The sequence below is a fragment of the Sporosarcina sp. NCCP-2716 genome, assembly GCF_023707985.1.
GTDB lineage: Bacteria > Bacillota > Bacilli > Bacillales_A > Planococcaceae > Sporosarcina.
In genome coordinates, this window is sequence record NZ_BRCF01000001.1 from 511,530 (window position 1) to 526,306 (window position 14,777).

The 14,777-nt window shown below is 55.3% G+C and carries 17 protein-coding genes; all 17 read left to right on the top strand.

Going from position 1 to position 14,777, the window contains the following annotated elements:
• The first annotated feature begins 10 nt into the window (after nt 1–10).
• The 17 genes from prmA (at nt 11) to recO (ending at nt 14,754) form a co-directional block, all read left to right on the top strand.
• The gene (prmA, locus tag NFU03_RS02650; protein ID WP_251635883.1) at nt 11–955 is read left to right on the top strand and encodes a 50S ribosomal protein L11 methyltransferase; all 945 of its coding nucleotides are present in this window, start codon (nt 11–13) and stop codon (nt 953–955) included.
• 2 nt (nt 956–957) lie between these two features.
• Nucleotides 958–1,698: a 16S rRNA (uracil(1498)-N(3))-methyltransferase gene (locus tag NFU03_RS02655; RefSeq protein ID WP_251635885.1), complete on the top strand. Its 741-nt coding sequence runs from the start codon at nt 958–960 to the stop codon at nt 1,696–1,698.
• Nucleotides 1,699–1,714: 16 nt separating this feature from the next.
• Nucleotides 1,715–3,058, top strand: coding sequence for a tRNA (N(6)-L-threonylcarbamoyladenosine(37)-C(2))-methylthiotransferase MtaB (gene mtaB, locus NFU03_RS02660; RefSeq protein ID WP_251635887.1), 1,344 nt, complete (start codon nt 1,715–1,717; stop codon nt 3,056–3,058).
• A 105-nt stretch (nt 3,059–3,163) separates the two neighbouring features.
• Complete coding sequence (deoC, locus tag NFU03_RS02665) at nt 3,164–3,832, top strand: deoxyribose-phosphate aldolase (protein WP_251636214.1); 669 nt, start codon at nt 3,164–3,166, stop codon at nt 3,830–3,832.
• 100 nt (nt 3,833–3,932) lie between these two features.
• A complete protein-coding gene (gene rpsU / locus NFU03_RS02670; RefSeq protein WP_025784794.1) occupies nt 3,933–4,106 on the top strand; it encodes a 30S ribosomal protein S21 in 174 nt (57 codons plus the stop codon).
• Between the two features lie 227 nt (nt 4,107–4,333).
• Complete coding sequence (locus tag NFU03_RS02675) at nt 4,334–5,659, top strand: NfeD family protein (RefSeq protein WP_251636215.1); 1,326 nt, start codon at nt 4,334–4,336, stop codon at nt 5,657–5,659.
• Nucleotides 5,656–6,660 (top strand): flotillin-like protein FloA, encoded by a 1,005-nt coding sequence (floA, locus tag NFU03_RS02680; protein ID WP_251635889.1) that lies wholly within the window; start codon nt 5,656–5,658, stop codon nt 6,658–6,660. Before NFU03_RS02675 ends, floA begins: the two co-directional genes overlap by 4 nt.
• 39 nt (nt 6,661–6,699) lie before the next feature.
• Complete coding sequence (locus tag NFU03_RS02685; protein ID WP_251635891.1) at nt 6,700–7,218, top strand: hypothetical protein; 519 nt, start codon at nt 6,700–6,702, stop codon at nt 7,216–7,218.
• Between the two features lie 58 nt (nt 7,219–7,276).
• Nucleotides 7,277–7,528, top strand: coding sequence for a hypothetical protein (locus tag NFU03_RS02690; RefSeq protein WP_251635893.1), 252 nt, complete (start codon nt 7,277–7,279; stop codon nt 7,526–7,528).
• Nucleotides 7,525–8,628 carry a sporulation protein YqfD gene (locus tag NFU03_RS02695; protein ID WP_251635894.1) on the top strand — a complete coding sequence of 368 codons (1,104 nt, stop codon included), beginning with the start codon at nt 7,525–7,527 and terminating at the stop codon, nt 8,626–8,628. Before NFU03_RS02690 ends, NFU03_RS02695 begins: the two co-directional genes overlap by 4 nt.
• Nucleotides 8,625–9,581: a PhoH family protein gene (locus tag NFU03_RS02700; protein ID WP_251635895.1), complete on the top strand. Its 957-nt coding sequence runs from the start codon at nt 8,625–8,627 to the stop codon at nt 9,579–9,581. The genes NFU03_RS02695 and NFU03_RS02700 overlap by 4 nt, the downstream gene beginning before the upstream one ends.
• Nucleotides 9,582–9,651: 70 nt before the next feature.
• The gene (locus tag NFU03_RS02705; RefSeq protein WP_251635896.1) at nt 9,652–11,769 is read left to right on the top strand and encodes an HD family phosphohydrolase; all 2,118 of its coding nucleotides are present in this window, start codon (nt 9,652–9,654) and stop codon (nt 11,767–11,769) included.
• Nucleotides 11,770–11,791: 22 nt separating this feature from the next.
• Nucleotides 11,792–12,262 (top strand): rRNA maturation RNase YbeY, encoded by a 471-nt coding sequence (gene ybeY, locus NFU03_RS02710; RefSeq protein ID WP_251635897.1) that lies wholly within the window; start codon nt 11,792–11,794, stop codon nt 12,260–12,262.
• Nucleotides 12,263–12,266: 4 nt separating this feature from the next.
• Nucleotides 12,267–12,617 carry a diacylglycerol kinase family protein gene (locus NFU03_RS02715; RefSeq protein ID WP_251635898.1) on the top strand — a complete coding sequence of 117 codons (351 nt, stop codon included), beginning with the start codon at nt 12,267–12,269 and terminating at the stop codon, nt 12,615–12,617.
• Between the two features lie 18 nt (nt 12,618–12,635).
• Nucleotides 12,636–13,043: a cytidine deaminase gene (locus tag NFU03_RS02720; protein ID WP_251635900.1), complete on the top strand. Its 408-nt coding sequence runs from the start codon at nt 12,636–12,638 to the stop codon at nt 13,041–13,043.
• Nucleotides 13,030–13,938: a GTPase Era gene (era, locus tag NFU03_RS02725; protein WP_251635901.1), complete on the top strand. Its 909-nt coding sequence runs from the start codon at nt 13,030–13,032 to the stop codon at nt 13,936–13,938. Before NFU03_RS02720 ends, era begins: the two co-directional genes overlap by 14 nt.
• Before the next feature lie 30 nt (nt 13,939–13,968).
• Nucleotides 13,969–14,754 carry a DNA repair protein RecO gene (gene recO / locus NFU03_RS02730; protein ID WP_251635903.1) on the top strand — a complete coding sequence of 262 codons (786 nt, stop codon included), beginning with the start codon at nt 13,969–13,971 and terminating at the stop codon, nt 14,752–14,754.
• Nucleotides 14,755–14,777 lie beyond the last annotated feature (23 nt).

Genomic DNA, 14,777 nt, shown 5'->3' on the forward strand with positions numbered 1-14,777 from the left:
TTGAAAACACGTGAAATGGTCTGAAATTGCAATCCATACGACAAACGAAGCAACCGAGGCAGTTGCGAATATCCTCCACGAAGCCGGAGCGAGCGGCGTCGTCATCGAGGACTCGACCGAACCGGAGCGGGAACACGAAGACCGGTTCGGGGAAATCTATGATCTCAATCCGGAAGACTACCCGGCTGAAGGGGTGCTCGTGAAGGCCTATCTGCCGGCCAACAGCTTCCTGAAAGAGACCGTCCAGGAGATCAGCGAGTCGATCGATAAGCTGCAGCAGTTCGACTTGGATACCGGACGCAAAGCGATCACGACCACCGAAGTGGACGAGGAGGACTGGGCGACCGCCTGGAAGAAGTATTACCATCCTGTCAAGATTTCAGGCCGTTTCACGATCGTACCGACTTGGGAGTCCTATAAGCCGGTGGAATCCGATGAACTGATCATCGAACTCGACCCTGGCATGGCGTTCGGAACAGGGACGCATCCGACGACCGTCATGTGTCTGCAGGCGCTCGAAAAATATGTGCAGCCGGAAAGCACCGTCATCGATGTAGGCACCGGATCCGGTGTCCTCGCAATCGGGGCAGCTCTTCTGGATGCCAAGAAGATCCTTGCGCTCGATCTCGATGAGGTCGCCGTGACGGCAGCCAGGGAGAATATCAGGTTGAACCGCTGTGATGGCAAGATCGACGTCATCCACGGCAACTTACTGGACTCCATAAAGGAACCTGCCGACCTGATTGTCGCGAACATACTAGCGGAAGTCATCGTGACGTTCTCGCAAGACGCCCTTGACTTGCTGGAGCCGGGCGGACTGTTCATCGTCTCCGGTATCATCTCCGCTAAAAAAGAGATGGTGAAAGAGGATCTGCTTGATAAAGGCTTCGAGCTGGTCGAATCGGTCGTCATGGAAGACTGGGTTGCGCTCGTCGCCCGTAAAAAAGGGGAATAACGATGCAGCGCTACTTTTTAGAACAGCCGTTTGACGAATCCGGCATCGCACGGATCACCGGTGACGACGAAAAGCATATCACCCGTGTCATGCGGATGGAACCCGGCGACAGGATCTGCTGTGTATGGGACGGCACAGGCCATATCGCGGAAATAAGCGGCATCGGGCCGGACGGCGTCACCGTCACGGACACAGGACTTGCGGCGCCGGCGAGCGAACTCCCGGTACACGTCACACTTGCCTGCGGACTGCCGAAAGGCGACAAGCTGGAGATGATCGCCCAGAAAGGGACGGAGCTCGGGATGTCGGGGCTGATCCCGTTCCAAGCGGAGCGTTCCATCGCTAAGTGGGATGAGAAGAAAGGCGCCAAGAAGACCGGGCGTCTTTCGAAGATCGCAAAGGAAGCTGCCGAACAGTCCCACCGTTCCGTCATCCCGGCTGTAGGGGAACCTGTCAGCTTCGGTGAACTCCTGCAGCTCGCCGGAGAATTCGATGTCTGCCTCTTTGCGGACGAAGAAGAAGCGAAGGAAGGCACTTCGAATAAGATTGCAGTACGTCTGCAAAAGGTGTATCATGGACAATCGATACTGGTCTTGTTCGGACCGGAAGGCGGTCTGTCCCGCGCCGAAGCGGAGCGGCTCATCGCTGCAGGCTTCCTGCCGATGTCACTCGGCCCCCGTATCCTGCGGACAGAAACTGCACCTTTATATGTCCTTTCCGCCATGTCCTATGAATTTGAATGAAAGAGGTGAGCAGCTGATGTCATTGGTTGCCTTCCATACATTGGGCTGTAAAGTGAACCACTACGAAACCGAAGCGATCTGGCAGCTTTTTAAAGATGCCGGATACGGACGGACGGAATTCGAGAAGAATGCTGATGTCTATGTCATCAACACGTGCACCGTCACGAATACAGGTGACAAGAAGAGCCGTCAAGTGATCCGCCGGGCAGTCCGGCAGAATCCGGATGCTGTCATCTGCGTCACGGGTTGCTATGCTCAGACATCCCCTGCTGAAATCATGGCGATCCCCGGTGTCGACATCGTCGTCGGCACACAAGACCGCACGAAACTGCTCGGTCTGATCGATGAATACCGCACAGAGCGCCAGCCGATCAACGCGGTGCGCAACATCATGAAGAACCGGGTGTACGAAGAACTAGATGTCCCGGCGTTCACTGACCGGACACGTGCCTCATTGAAGATCCAGGAAGGCTGCAACAACTTCTGCACCTTCTGCATCATCCCTTGGGCACGCGGTCTCATGCGATCCCGTGACCCGGAGGAAGTCGTGCGCCAGGCACAGCAGCTGGTCGATGCAGGGTATCTCGAAATCGTGCTGACCGGCATCCATACAGGCGGCTACGGCGAGGACCTGAAAGACTATAACCTCGCCAAGCTGCTCGTCGACCTGGAAACGAAAGTGCACGGACTGAAACGGCTGCGGATCAGTTCCATCGAAGCGAGCCAGCTTACTGACGAAGTGATCGACGTGCTCCGCAATTCGTCGATCATCGTCCGTCATCTGCATATCCCGATCCAGTCGGGTTCGAACACGGTGCTGAAACGGATGCGCCGCAAGTATACGATGGAATTCTTTGCAGAGCGGCTCGACCGTCTGCGGGAAGCCCTTCCTCACTTGGCGATCACGTCCGACGTCATCGTCGGTTTTCCGGGTGAAACGGAAGAGGAGTTCATGGAGACCTATGACTTCATCCGCGACTACCGCTTCTCGGAACTTCATGTGTTCCCTTATTCCAAGCGGACCGGCACGCCGGCAGCCCGCATGGAGGACCAGGTGGACGAAGAAGTGAAGAATGAAAGGGTCCACCGTCTCATCGCACTGAATGACCAGCTCGCGAAGCAGTATGCAGCCGAATTCGAGGACGAAGTGCTGGAAGTCATCCCGGAAGAGAAGTTCAAGGAAGATCCGGACAGCGGCCTCTATGAGGGCTATACGGACAACTACTTGAAAGTCGTGCTCCCTGCCGATGAAACGATGGTCGGCAAAATCGTCCGCGTCAAGCTGACGAAAGCGGGCTATCCATACAACGAAGGCCAATTCGTCCGCGTCCTCGACGATTTGAAGGAATTGGTGCACTGATACTAGGGAAAACCGCCGGACAAGCAGCCGGCGGTTTCTTTTTTTTGCTGGATTCTGCTATGATGGATACGAACGAACACCCTCCAGGAGGTAATGGAAATGGAAATGACGACAGTCGCAAAAATGATCGATCATACGCTGCTGAAAGCGGATGCAACAAAAGAACAAATCATCGCACTGTGCAAAGAAGCGAAGGACTATTCATTCGCCTCCGTGTGCATAAACCCTGCTTGGGTGGAGACGGCAGCCCGGGAACTCCAAGGCACCGACGTCAAGACATGCACGGTCATCGGCTTCCCGCTCGGCGCATCCACGTCAGCTGTGAAGGCATTCGAAACGAAGGATGCCATTGCGAACGGGGCCGGCGAAATCGACATGGTCATCAACATCGGGGCATTGAAAAGCGGTGACACGGATACGGTCCGGCGTGACATCGAAGCGGTCGTGGAAGCTGCCGGCGGCAACGCTGCCGTGAAAGTCATCATTGAAACATCTCTGCTGACAGACGAAGAGAAACGGGCGGCATGTGAATGTGCAGTCAATGCAAAAGCCGATTTCGTCAAAACGTCGACCGGTTTCTCGACAGGCGGAGCGACAAAGGAAGATGTGAAATTGATGCGCGCAGTGGTAGGTCCAGCAATGGGCGTGAAAGCATCCGGAGGCGTCCGCAGCCTCGAAGATCTGAAGATGATGAAAGAAGCCGGTGCCACCCGGATCGGTGCAAGTTCCGGCGTATCGATCATGGAAGGCCTGCAGGCAGATAGTGATTATTGATTTCTAGTTTTTTATTGACTGTCTTAAAATTATAGGATATAATTTTTGAGTACATAGCAGTGTGCTATGTTCGAAGTGTGTTCGGAGGGAGGGACAAGAGATGACTAAAACAACTGTTCGTAAGAACGAATCACTTGAAGATGCTCTTCGCCGCTTCAAACGTACTGTATCCAAGAGCGGTACGATTCAGGACGTAAGAAAGCATGAGTTTTATGAGAAGCCAAGTGTAAAGCGTAAAAAGAAATCCGAAGCTGCTCGTAAACGCAAATTCTGATTAACTCCCATATTGATTGCCTTGTGCAACGTTAACCCAGTAAAATGCGCGTAAGCCGGAAAACCGATCAGGTTTTCCGGCTTATTTTCATATGTCCGGGAAGTGACAGGTGTCTATCGGAAAACTTTCAGGTGAATGAAACTTTCGTGTGTTTCATCCGTAGAATAGGTATACTTTGAAGAGACAAACTTATATTCAAGAAAGCAGGTGATAGTTTGCAGAAGCTCATGCGGGTAATTCTGCTTCTGACTCTGACTGTTTCCGTCCTGGCTGTTCCGCTCGCCGGCATAACCTCTGCAGCAAGTGGAACCGTTTACAAAGTCCCTGTCCATGGCGAAGTTGAAAAAGGGCTATACGCCTTCCTGCAGCGCTCCTTCTCGGAAGCGGCTGATGAGGGTGCGGATGCCATTATCCTGGACATCAATACGCCGGGCGGCTTCGTGGACACGGCGGGTGAGATCGCAAAGCTGATGGATGAGACTAAGATTCCGATCATCGCCTATGTGAACAAACGGGCTATGTCGGCAGGTGCGTTCCTCGCGCTGCATGCCGATAAGATCTACATGGCGCCGAATTCGAAGATGGGTGCCTCCGCGGTGATCGATTCCGCAGGCAATGCAGCCGACACGAAAGCGCAGAGTTCCTGGTCCGCTGACATGATGAACGCAGCGGAATCCCAAGGCAGGGACCCGAAATACGCTCTGGCCATGGCCGATCCGGATGTCGATGTGAAAGAATATCGGGCCGGCAAGGGAAAATTGCTGACGCTGACGAACAAGGAAGCCGAGTCGGTCGGTTACAGCGAAGGGACTGCCGCCGATTATGCCGCCCTTCTAAGCGAAATCGACATGCAAGGGGCCGATGTCATCACCTCCGCACCGACTGTCAGCGAAAAGATCGCACGCTTCATCACAAACCCGGTAGTCGTGCCGATACTGCTGTCGCTCGCAGGTCTCGGGCTCGTAGTGGAACTGTATTCCCCTGGGTTCGGGGTTGCAGGGACGATGGGGCTTTCCGCGCTGCTGCTCTTTTTCTACGGGCACATGATCGCCGGCCTCGCAGGCTATGAGGCGCTGCTGCTGTTCCTTCTCGGGGCGGGGCTGATCGTCGCTGAGATTTTCCTTCCGCACGGGATCGCGGGCATCCTCGGTGCCGTCGCGGTCACTGCCAGTATCATCCTGGCAGGTGCAAATCCGATGTATATGGCAATTTCAGTGCTTATTGCACTGGCGGTAGCAATTATGGGGATGGTGGTAATCATGAAGTTCTTCGGCAAACGGCTGCACCTTCTCAACAAGGTCGTCCTCATGGATGCGACAGATACGGAAAGCGGTTACGTATCGAATGTGAACCATGTGGACTGGATCGGGAAGACTGGCACCACGCTGACCGCTCTGCGGCCGTCGGGTGCCATAGAGATGGATGGCGAACGGATCGATGTCGTTTCGGAAGGAAGCTACATCGACAAAGGAAAGCATGTTAAGATAGTGAAAGTGGAAGGATCCCGGACAGTTGTCAGGGAACTTCGAGAAATGGAGGGAAATGACCAATGATCAATGGAAGTCTAATCGGGCTGGTCGTCATCGTCGTCGCGGCGATCATCATCCTATCAGTATTCTTCACCTTCGTACCCGTCGCACTGTGGATTTCCGCAATGGCTGCAGGAGTGCGAGTCAGTATTTTCACCCTCGTCGGAATGCGGCTCCGCCGCGTAATCCCGAGCCGGGTCGTCAACCCGCTCATCAAGGCCCACAAAGCCGGAGTGGATGTAACGATCAACCAGCTGGAGAGCCATTACCTCGCGGGCGGTAACGTCGACCGCGTCGTCAATGCTCTCATCGCTGCGCAGCGTGCCAACATCGAGCTTACATTCGAACGGGCGGCTGCAATCGACCTCGCAGGACGGGATGTCCTGGAAGCGGTGCAGATGTCCGTCAACCCGAAAGTGATTGAGACTCCATTCATCGCAGGTGTTGCGATGAACGGTATCGAAGTGAAAGCGAAAGCAAGGATCACAGTACGTGCGAACATCGACCGCCTCGTCGGGGGCGCAGGGGAAGAAACGATCGTAGCGCGTGTCGGCGAAGGGATCGTCTCGACGATCGGTTCGTCTGTGGATCACGCGAAAGTATTGGAAAATCCGGACCTGATCTCCCAGACGGTCCTGACGAAAGGTCTCGATTCCGGAACGGCATTCGAAATCCTGTCTATCGACATCGCGGATGTTGACGTCGGCAAAAACATCGGTGCGGAACTTCAGACGGAACAGGCCATGGCGGATAAGAATATCGCCCAGGCGAAAGCCGAGGAGCGCCGCGCGATGGCGGTTGCGAACGAACAGGAAATGAGCGCCAAAGTTGTCGAGATGCGTTCGAAAGTCGTGGAAGCCGAGGCGGAAGTGCCGATGGCGATGGCCGAAGCGCTCCGCAGCGGAAATATCGGAGTCATGGATTACATGAACTACAAAAACCTGCAGGCCGATACAGGCATGAGAGATTCCATCGGGAAAATCAGCGGCACCGGCAAGCAAGATGATAAGCCGAAGAAGCCTTAATAGCAGCAAGCTGCAACTTCCCGGAAAGGGGATGCGCTGATGGAACAAATAATTATCTTGATCGTGATCGGGCTTATCAGTACGCTGTTCGGCAAAAAAGGGAAAGGCGGGCCGGAAGACGGCAAGCCGCAGCGGCAAGCACCGCAGCGGCAGCCTGAATCGCGCCCTGCTCCCGTAGAGCCGAGAAGATCGGCGCCGGCTGAGCAAACGGATCCGTTCAAGCGTCTGAAGGAGATCACCGGTGATATCTACCGGGAAATCCAGGAAGAACAGCGAAAACCTGCTGGGCAGCCGGCAGCTGCCAGACCTGAAGTCATCCTGCAGGCCCCGCCTGCAAAAGCGCCGGTCCGGCAGCCTGTTGAAAGGAAAGCCGAGCAACCTGCACGCCGCAGCAGCCGGGAACCGTCGTCCAGAAGCGGCAGGCTGTCCGCGCACAATCCGGAGTCGGCTGTGCGTGAACAGAAAACCGATACCGCCATCGACATTACGGATGAGCAGGATATTCTGAAAGGCATCATCTTCTCGGAAGTCCTCGGTCCTCCAAAATCGAAACAGTGATCCCGCTGTGCATTGACCCCCTACGCCAAGCATACGATTGGTATAGGGGGTCAATTCGTTGAGAAAACTATTTGAAATGGGATCTTTCCTGTCGATTGAAGACTGGTCAACGTTGAAATTGCTTGGCGGTTACGAACTCGTCCGGATAACTCCGGACAGTGTCCTTCTCCGGAAAGAAGGCTTTGAAATCGAATTGCACGGCACAGGGTTCGAATTCGATATGCTCCTTGAAAATTCAGCGCTCCTGTCATTTACGGAACTGCAAGAGCTCCGTATCGTGAAACAGCGGGCGGACGGAGCCCTCTCATGAAACGCCGGCTGTATGACGTCGAACTGAGCGGCTCCGGGAATGGCGAGGGGTTCATCAATGAAATGATCCGGCAAAAGAAAAAAGTATCCCGGCTGGAATATATGGAGGATGCCATCTGGTTCCGGACAGACCGGCAGGGAATCCGCTACATCCGCGCGAACAGACGCCGCAGCCGGCTGAAAGTCCATCTGGTCAGGCTGGAGGACGGCTCCCCGTCAGAGCGGCTGTTCCGCTCCTGGAGTCTGCTGCTCTTCGGGATCATCCCATTTGCCGCCTCGCTGTTCCTCTGGCAGGTGACGGTCGACGCCGAGCATCCCGAAGTGGCCTCGAAGGTGCAGCAGGCGCTGACGAGCTCGTCAGTCGTCCCGATGCGCCTGCTGCAGCAGCTGCCGGACGAGGGGACCCTGCGCACGCAAATCATGGCAGCCGAGCCGGAGCTGTCCTGGGTTCGGTTCGAGAAGAACGGCGCGACGCTGAACGTCATCCCGATGCTGTCCCCGAAAACGGCGAAGAATACGGGCAGCCGCGGAGAACCCGGCGAACTCGCTGCTCGGACAGGAGGCGTGATCACCAGGTTCCAGCTGGCGAGCGGCGAACCTGCCGCCCGTAGGAACCAGACAGTGAAGAAAGGGGATCTCCTGGCGACAGGTGTTCTCGTCCAGGGGGATAAGACCGCTGTGGTCGGTGCGGAAGGCGCAGTATTTGCTGATTATTGGCTGGAATACCGGTTCTCTCTGCCCCGGACCGTCCAGTACCGGAGCGTCGGAGAAACGGAAATCACAGTCGAATGGCAGTTCCCATGGCAGAAAAAAGGACAATCAGGCCGGCCTTTCTGGAAAATCGTGCAATGGGATGAGCGGACGGAACACCCGCTGAAAGAAGTGACACTGGAAAAAGGCATGGAAGAGTCATTCATCGTCCCGCTGCTCAAATATAAACTGCTGTCGGAAACATCCTTCGAGAAAGAGATCAAAGATGAAAACATTTTACAGGTGACGTTTGACAGTGATAAAGTAACAGGGACTGTACTTTTTTTGATCAATGAAAATATTGCGGTGAAAAGACCAATATCCCAACCCAAGGGGGAGACGATTGATTGAGCGAACAAACTCTGCAGCTGCACCTAGAAGATCCAAACGAAGCCATCATGCTGCTCGGCATTTCAGATCAGAACATCAAGCTGATTGAAGAACAGCTTGCCGTATCGGTCCTGACCCGGGGAGAGGACATCTCCCTGAGAGGCTCCGAAGAAGGCACGGCTGCCGCCAAGCAGCTGCTGGAACAATTGCTGAAAGTCATCCGGAAAGGCATCCAGATCAACCAGCGGGACGTCGCTACGGCACTTGAGATGGTGACTAACGGGACAGTGGAGTATTTTGCGGAATTGTATGACGCGGAAATCGCCCGGAACAGCAAAGGGAAAGTCATCCGGGCGAAGACGATCGGCCAGCGGGAATACGTCCAGGCGATCCGCCAGAATGACCTGACGTTCTGCATCGGCCCTGCCGGCACAGGAAAGACGTACTTAGCGGTCGTCCTTGCCGTCCATGCCATGAAGACGGGGGCATCCAAACGGATCATCCTGACGCGTCCTGCCGTGGAAGCTGGCGAAAGTCTCGGCTTCCTCCCGGGTGACTTGAAAGAGAAAGTCGATCCGTACTTGCGGCCGCTGTACGATGCGCTGCATGACATGCTTGGTGCGGAGCATACGGAGCGCCTTATCGAACGGGGCGCCATCGAAATCGCTCCGCTTGCGTACATGCGGGGGCGGACGCTCGATGATGCGTTCGTCATCCTGGACGAAGCCCAGAATACGACACATGCGCAGATGAAGATGTTCCTGACGCGGCTCGGGTTCGGGTCGAAGATGGTCATCACAGGCGACAAGACACAGATCGACCTGCCGAAAGGTGTGAAGTCAGGACTCATCGCGGCAGAATCGATCCTGTCCAAAGTGAAGGAAATCCATTTCCAGTATCTTGAGCCGGCGGATGTCGTCCGTCATCCGATCGTCGCTAAGATCATCGATGCATACGAAGAAGAGCAGTCCTGACCGGGCTGCTCCTTACATATTCCGTTTTTCTACTTTTTGCACTTTTCACGACTGAAAGGGGATTCAAGGGATGCTGAAGCCGTTGATCCGACTTGTCAAGTCTTTAAAATTCCACGTCACGGCAAGCGTGGTGATCGGTTTAGCCGCCGTCCTGCTCTTTGTGCTGCTGTTCAACGACGTCAAGCAGGAGACATATGAACTGTCTCCCTTCGAAATCGCTCCGAGCACGATCCGTTCCCTGAAAACCGTGGAGGACACGGAAAAGACAGAGGAAGAGCGGGAGCGGGTGGCGGACGAGCAGCCGCCGGTGTATCAGTTCAACGAAGAGATTGCCACAAACCGGCAGTCGATCGCGAAATCGCTGTTCGAAGACATCTTGAAAGTGAAGAAGACGAAGCTCGCCAAAGAGGAAGACGCCTCTCCGGCCGACTTGAAACGAGCGGTCTCCGAGATGAAGGAAAAACAGAAGGAACTGCAGGAAAAAGAACCGGATTTCCATCTGGAGGATTCGGTGCTTGAGAACCTCCTCTTGGAAGATGAAGCGGTCCTCATGACCATGCATGACGAATTGGAAGGTATCCTTTCGTCGGAATTATCGAAACCATTCAAAGCGAAAGACCTGTCCGCTGTGCAGTATGACGCCGAGCGGAAGCTGAGGATGTCGCAGGGGATCCCTGAAAAACAGATCCAGGCGATGATCCAGCTGGTTCGGCCGCTCATCATACCGACGGAAACAGTCAACGAGGAACTGACCGAACAGCGCGTCAAACAGGCCCGCGAAAGCATCGAACCGACCCGTATCCTGCAGGGACAAGTCCTTGTCAGGGAAGGCCAGGTGATCGATAAGGAGACTTACCGGCAGCTGCAGCTGACTGGGCTGCTGACCAACCAGACCTCCGCCAAGCCGATCGCGGGGCTCATCTGTTTCCTGCTGCTCCTTTCGGGTCTCATCTATGGCTATTTCATGACGCTCGCCGAGGACAGTGCCGTGCGGAAGAAGTTTCTGATCATCTTCTATGCAGTCCTGTTCCTGACCGTCATCATGATGAAACTCACCGGTATCCTGGAGAAGGAATTCGACGTGCAGGTGGCGTTCATCTTCCCGGCCGCCATGGCACCGCTGCTTGTGAAACTGCTGACGAATGACCGGCTGGCATTCCTGTCGCTCATAGTCACGGCAGCGCTGAGCGGCCTGATCCTGCAGGAAGGGGTCGCGTCGATCATGCAGATGGAAGTGGTCCTTTACTTCCTGCTGAGCGGAGTGACTGCCCTGCTCGCGCTCGGTGACAGCGGCAGGCGGACGGCCATCCTTAGGACGAGTCTCGCGACAGCCGGTGTCAATGTACTCTACATTGCGTTCTACCTGCTCATGACCCAGTCGGCGTATACGCTGTCGGAGATCGCCTTCTATGCGGTGGCCGCCGTCAGTTCCGCCATCCTTTCCGCCGCGCTGACGATCGGTCTCCTGCCGTTTTTCGAATCGGTCTTCAATGTCGTGTCGGATATGAGGCTGATCGAACTGTCGAATCCGAACCATCCGCTGCTGAAGAAAGTGCTCACCGAAACACCGGGCACGTACCACCACAGCGTCATGGTCGCGAACCTAGCGGATGCCGCATGCGAAGCGATCGGTGCCAACGGCCTGCTTGCACGGGTCGGCAGTTATTATCATGACATCGGGAAAACGGTGCGGCCGATGTACTTCATCGAGAACCAGCATGGGGTGAACCCGCATGATCAGTTGACGCCGGAGGAAAGCCGGGATATCATTATTGCCCACGCCGCAGACGGAGCCGATATCCTCCTGGCGCACAAAATGCCGTCGCACATTATCGATATTGCCCGCCAGCACCACGGGACCAGCTTCCTGAAGTTCTTTTTCTACAAAGCGAAGGAACTGGGGCCGGGCGTCCGGGAGGATGATTTCCGCTACAAGGGGCCGAAACCCCAGACGAAGGAGATTGCTGTCATTTCGATTGCGGACAGCTGTGAAGCGGCAGTCCGCTCCATGAAAGACCCGACGCCTGAAAAGATCTCAGCGCTCGTCGAAGCGATCGTGAAGGACAAAGTGAATGACGGCCAATTCGACGAATGCGATTTGTCGATGAAAGAAATCCGGAAAGTGGAGCAGGTCATCTGCGAAACACTGAATGGCATTTTCCACAGCCGGATCGAATATCCGAAATAATAGTTCAGGGAGGAGTGGACGTATGCTTGTCATTGACTTCATCGATGAAACAGAAGGGAAGGGCGCCAGCGCCGCGCCTCTGATCGAAGAACTGCTGACGTTCGCTGCCGAAGCGGAACAACTCGAAGACGGTACCGAAGTCTCGGTCACTTTCCTCGATGATGCAGCCATCCGGCACATCAACCGGGAATACCGCGGTAAGGACCAGGCGACGGATGTCATCTCGTTCGCCCTCGAGGAAGAAGGGGAAGGGGAGACCGCAATCCGCGGCACTGCCGGCATCCCGCGCCACTTGGGCGACCTGCTCATCTCCGTCGAGACGGCGGAGCGGCAGGCGGCGGACTATGGACACAGCGTGGATCGTGAGATCGGGTTCCTCGCCCTCCATGGATTCCTTCATCTTCTCGGTTATGACCATATGACCGAAACGGATGAAAAGGAAATGTTCGGCCGCCAAGACGAAATCCTGGCAGCGTACGGGCTGAACCGGTAATCTTATGAAACGATATTTCAAGGCGTTCTCTTACGCCTGGTCGGGGATCGTGCACGGCGCGCTGCACGAACGTAATGTGAAATCACATATTGCAGCGGCTGCAGCTGTGCTCCTCGCAGGGTGGCTGACCGGTCTCAGCCGGATGGAATGGATGATCATCATCATCCTCATCGGCCTCATGATCGCTCTCGAGCTGTTGAATGCGGCGGTCGAACGGGCAGTGGACCTGGTGACCGGCGAATTCCATCCGCTCGCAAAACAGGCGAAAGACCTTGCGGCAGGTGCCGTCCTCGTCTTCGCCATCTCGAGCGCGATCATCGGGGCGCTTATCTTTTTGCCGAAATGGCTGATATAACTGAATGGAGTGTAGAAGATGGACAAACAACAACTGATTGAACACGCGATACATGCAATGGAGAACGCCTATGTGCCTTATTCCAGATTTCCTGTAGGCGCTGCACTGCTGACAGCTGACGGGGAGGTCATCGAAGGCTGTAACATCGAGAACTCCGCCTACAGCATGGCGAACTGCGCCGAGCGGACTGCATTCTTCAAGGCGGTTTCCGAAGGCACACGTTCGTTTGCCGCACTTGCCGTAACAGGCAACACCGAAGGGCCGATTTCCCCGTGCGGCGCGTGCCGCCAGGTCATCTCTGAATTCTGTGCAAGCGACATGCCTGTCTACCTGACGAACACGACAGGCAGCATCCTTGAAACGACTGTCGGCGAATTGCTGCCGGGCGCTTTCACGAAGGAGGATCTGGATTATGGGGCAGAATAACTTCAAATCGGGTTTCGTATCGATCATCGGCCGGCCGAACGTCGGCAAATCGACGTTCATGAACCGGGTCGTCGGACAGAAGATCGCCATCATGAGCGATAAGCCGCAAACCACACGGAATAAGGTGCAGGGTGTCGTCACGAACGAGGAATCTCAGATCGTTTTCATCGATACGCCTGGCATCCATAAGCCGAAACACAAACTCGGCGATTTTATGATGAAATCCGCAAAGAACACACTGAAGGAAGTCGATGTCATCCTGTTCATGGTGAATGCGAACGAAAAGATCGGACCGGGTGACCGTTTCGTGATCGAGATGCTGAAAGGGACCGAAACCCCTGTCTTCCTCGTCATCAACAAAATCGACCTCGTGCATCCTGACGACCTGCTCGGCATCATCACTTCCTATGTCGACGAATATGACTTCGCGGAGATAATCCCGCTGTCCGCTCTGAATGGCAACAATGTCGAGAGGCTCATGGATACGCTGCTGTCCTACTTGCCGGAGGGACCGAAATATTATCCGGACGACCAAGTGACGGACCACCCGGAGCGCTTCATCATCTCCGAACTCATCCGCGAAAAGGTCCTGCATCTGACACGTGAGGAAGTGCCGCATTCGATTGCTGTCGTCATTGAAAAAATCTCGCGGGAGAAGGACAAGGAGCTCGTCAATGTCATGGCGACAATCATTGTCGAACGGGATTCGCAGAAAGGGATCGTCATCGGCAAACAGGGCGCCCTGCTGAAACAGATCGGTTCGAAAGCGCGGCGTGATATCGAAATGCTGCTCGGTTCGAAAGTCTTTCTGGAACTGTGGGTGAAAGTGCAGAAGGACTGGCGCAACAAGCCCGGCCAGCTGAAAGAGTTCGGTTTCCGGGATGACGAATACTGATTGTCCGTCAACTGAGTGGAGGCGACTGTCATGATGAACAAATGGGAAGGGATCGTGCTGCGCACGATCCCGTATGGCGAAACGAACAAGATCGTCACCATCCTCACCCGTGAAGCCGGCAAGATGACCGCCATGGCGCGCGGTGCAAAGAAACCGGCGAGCCGCCTTTCGTCCATCACGCAAGTGTTTGTCTATGCGTCCTTCCTGCTGAGAACCGGAAAAGGCATGGGATCCCTGGAACAGGGGGAGGCGATCGATTCGATGCGTCATATCCGTGAGGACCTGGAAGCAACGGCATATGCGAGCTATATCGTTGAACTGATCGACAAACTGACGGAAGACGGCAGCCGTCTCGTCGGCGTCTTCGAACTGCTGTATGACGCACTCCACGCGATCAACGAAGGGTACGACCCCGAGGCGATTGCCCTGTTTGCGGAATGGAAGATGCTGCCGGTCGCCGGCATCCATCCCGTTCTCCATCAGTGTGCGTCCTGCGGTGCGACGGAAGGCGAATTCGCTTTCTCATTCCAGGAGATCGGGTTCCTCTGCCATCGCTGTTTTGAACGGGATCCGTACCTCGTCCGCATTACGCCTGCCCAGCTGAAGCTGATCCGCACGTTCGCGACGGTGCCGATCTCCCAGGTCGGTTCCCTGACCCTCAAAAAAACGACTAAACAGTTCATGAAGAAAATCGTCCGGCAGATCTACGACGAACAAGTCGGGCTGCGGCTGAAATCGCGGGCATTCCTCGACCAGCTCGAACGGACGCCGGCACTGCTGCCGGACAAGGAAAAACCGGCGGAAGCAGATGAATGATCTGCTCCCGCCGGTTTTTTTGT

Bases quoted from the DNA above. Each gene is read 5' to 3' on its own strand.
- NFU03_RS02655 (WP_251635885.1), top strand. From the start codon at position 958: ATGCAGCGCTACTTTTTAGAACAGCCGTTTGACGAATCCGGCATCGCA.
- mtaB (WP_251635887.1), top strand. From the start codon at position 1,715: ATGTCATTGGTTGCCTTCCATACATTGGGCTGTAAAGTGAACCACTAC.
- deoC (WP_251636214.1), top strand. From the start codon at position 3,164: ATGACGACAGTCGCAAAAATGATCGATCATACGCTGCTGAAAGCGGAT.
- rpsU (WP_025784794.1), top strand. From the start codon at position 3,933: ATGACTAAAACAACTGTTCGTAAGAACGAATCACTTGAAGATGCTCTT.
- NFU03_RS02675 (WP_251636215.1), top strand. From the start codon at position 4,334: ATGCGGGTAATTCTGCTTCTGACTCTGACTGTTTCCGTCCTGGCTGTT.
- floA (WP_251635889.1), top strand. From the start codon at position 5,656: ATGATCAATGGAAGTCTAATCGGGCTGGTCGTCATCGTCGTCGCGGCG.
- NFU03_RS02685 (WP_251635891.1), top strand. From the start codon at position 6,700: ATGGAACAAATAATTATCTTGATCGTGATCGGGCTTATCAGTACGCTG.
- NFU03_RS02695 (WP_251635894.1), top strand. From the start codon at position 7,525: ATGAAACGCCGGCTGTATGACGTCGAACTGAGCGGCTCCGGGAATGGC.
- NFU03_RS02705 (WP_251635896.1), top strand. From the start codon at position 9,652: ATGCTGAAGCCGTTGATCCGACTTGTCAAGTCTTTAAAATTCCACGTC.
- ybeY (WP_251635897.1), top strand. From the start codon at position 11,792: ATGCTTGTCATTGACTTCATCGATGAAACAGAAGGGAAGGGCGCCAGC.
- NFU03_RS02715 (WP_251635898.1), top strand. From the start codon at position 12,267: ATGAAACGATATTTCAAGGCGTTCTCTTACGCCTGGTCGGGGATCGTG.
- NFU03_RS02720 (WP_251635900.1), top strand. From the start codon at position 12,636: ATGGACAAACAACAACTGATTGAACACGCGATACATGCAATGGAGAAC.
- era (WP_251635901.1), top strand. From the start codon at position 13,030: ATGGGGCAGAATAACTTCAAATCGGGTTTCGTATCGATCATCGGCCGG.
- recO (WP_251635903.1), top strand. From the start codon at position 13,969: ATGATGAACAAATGGGAAGGGATCGTGCTGCGCACGATCCCGTATGGC.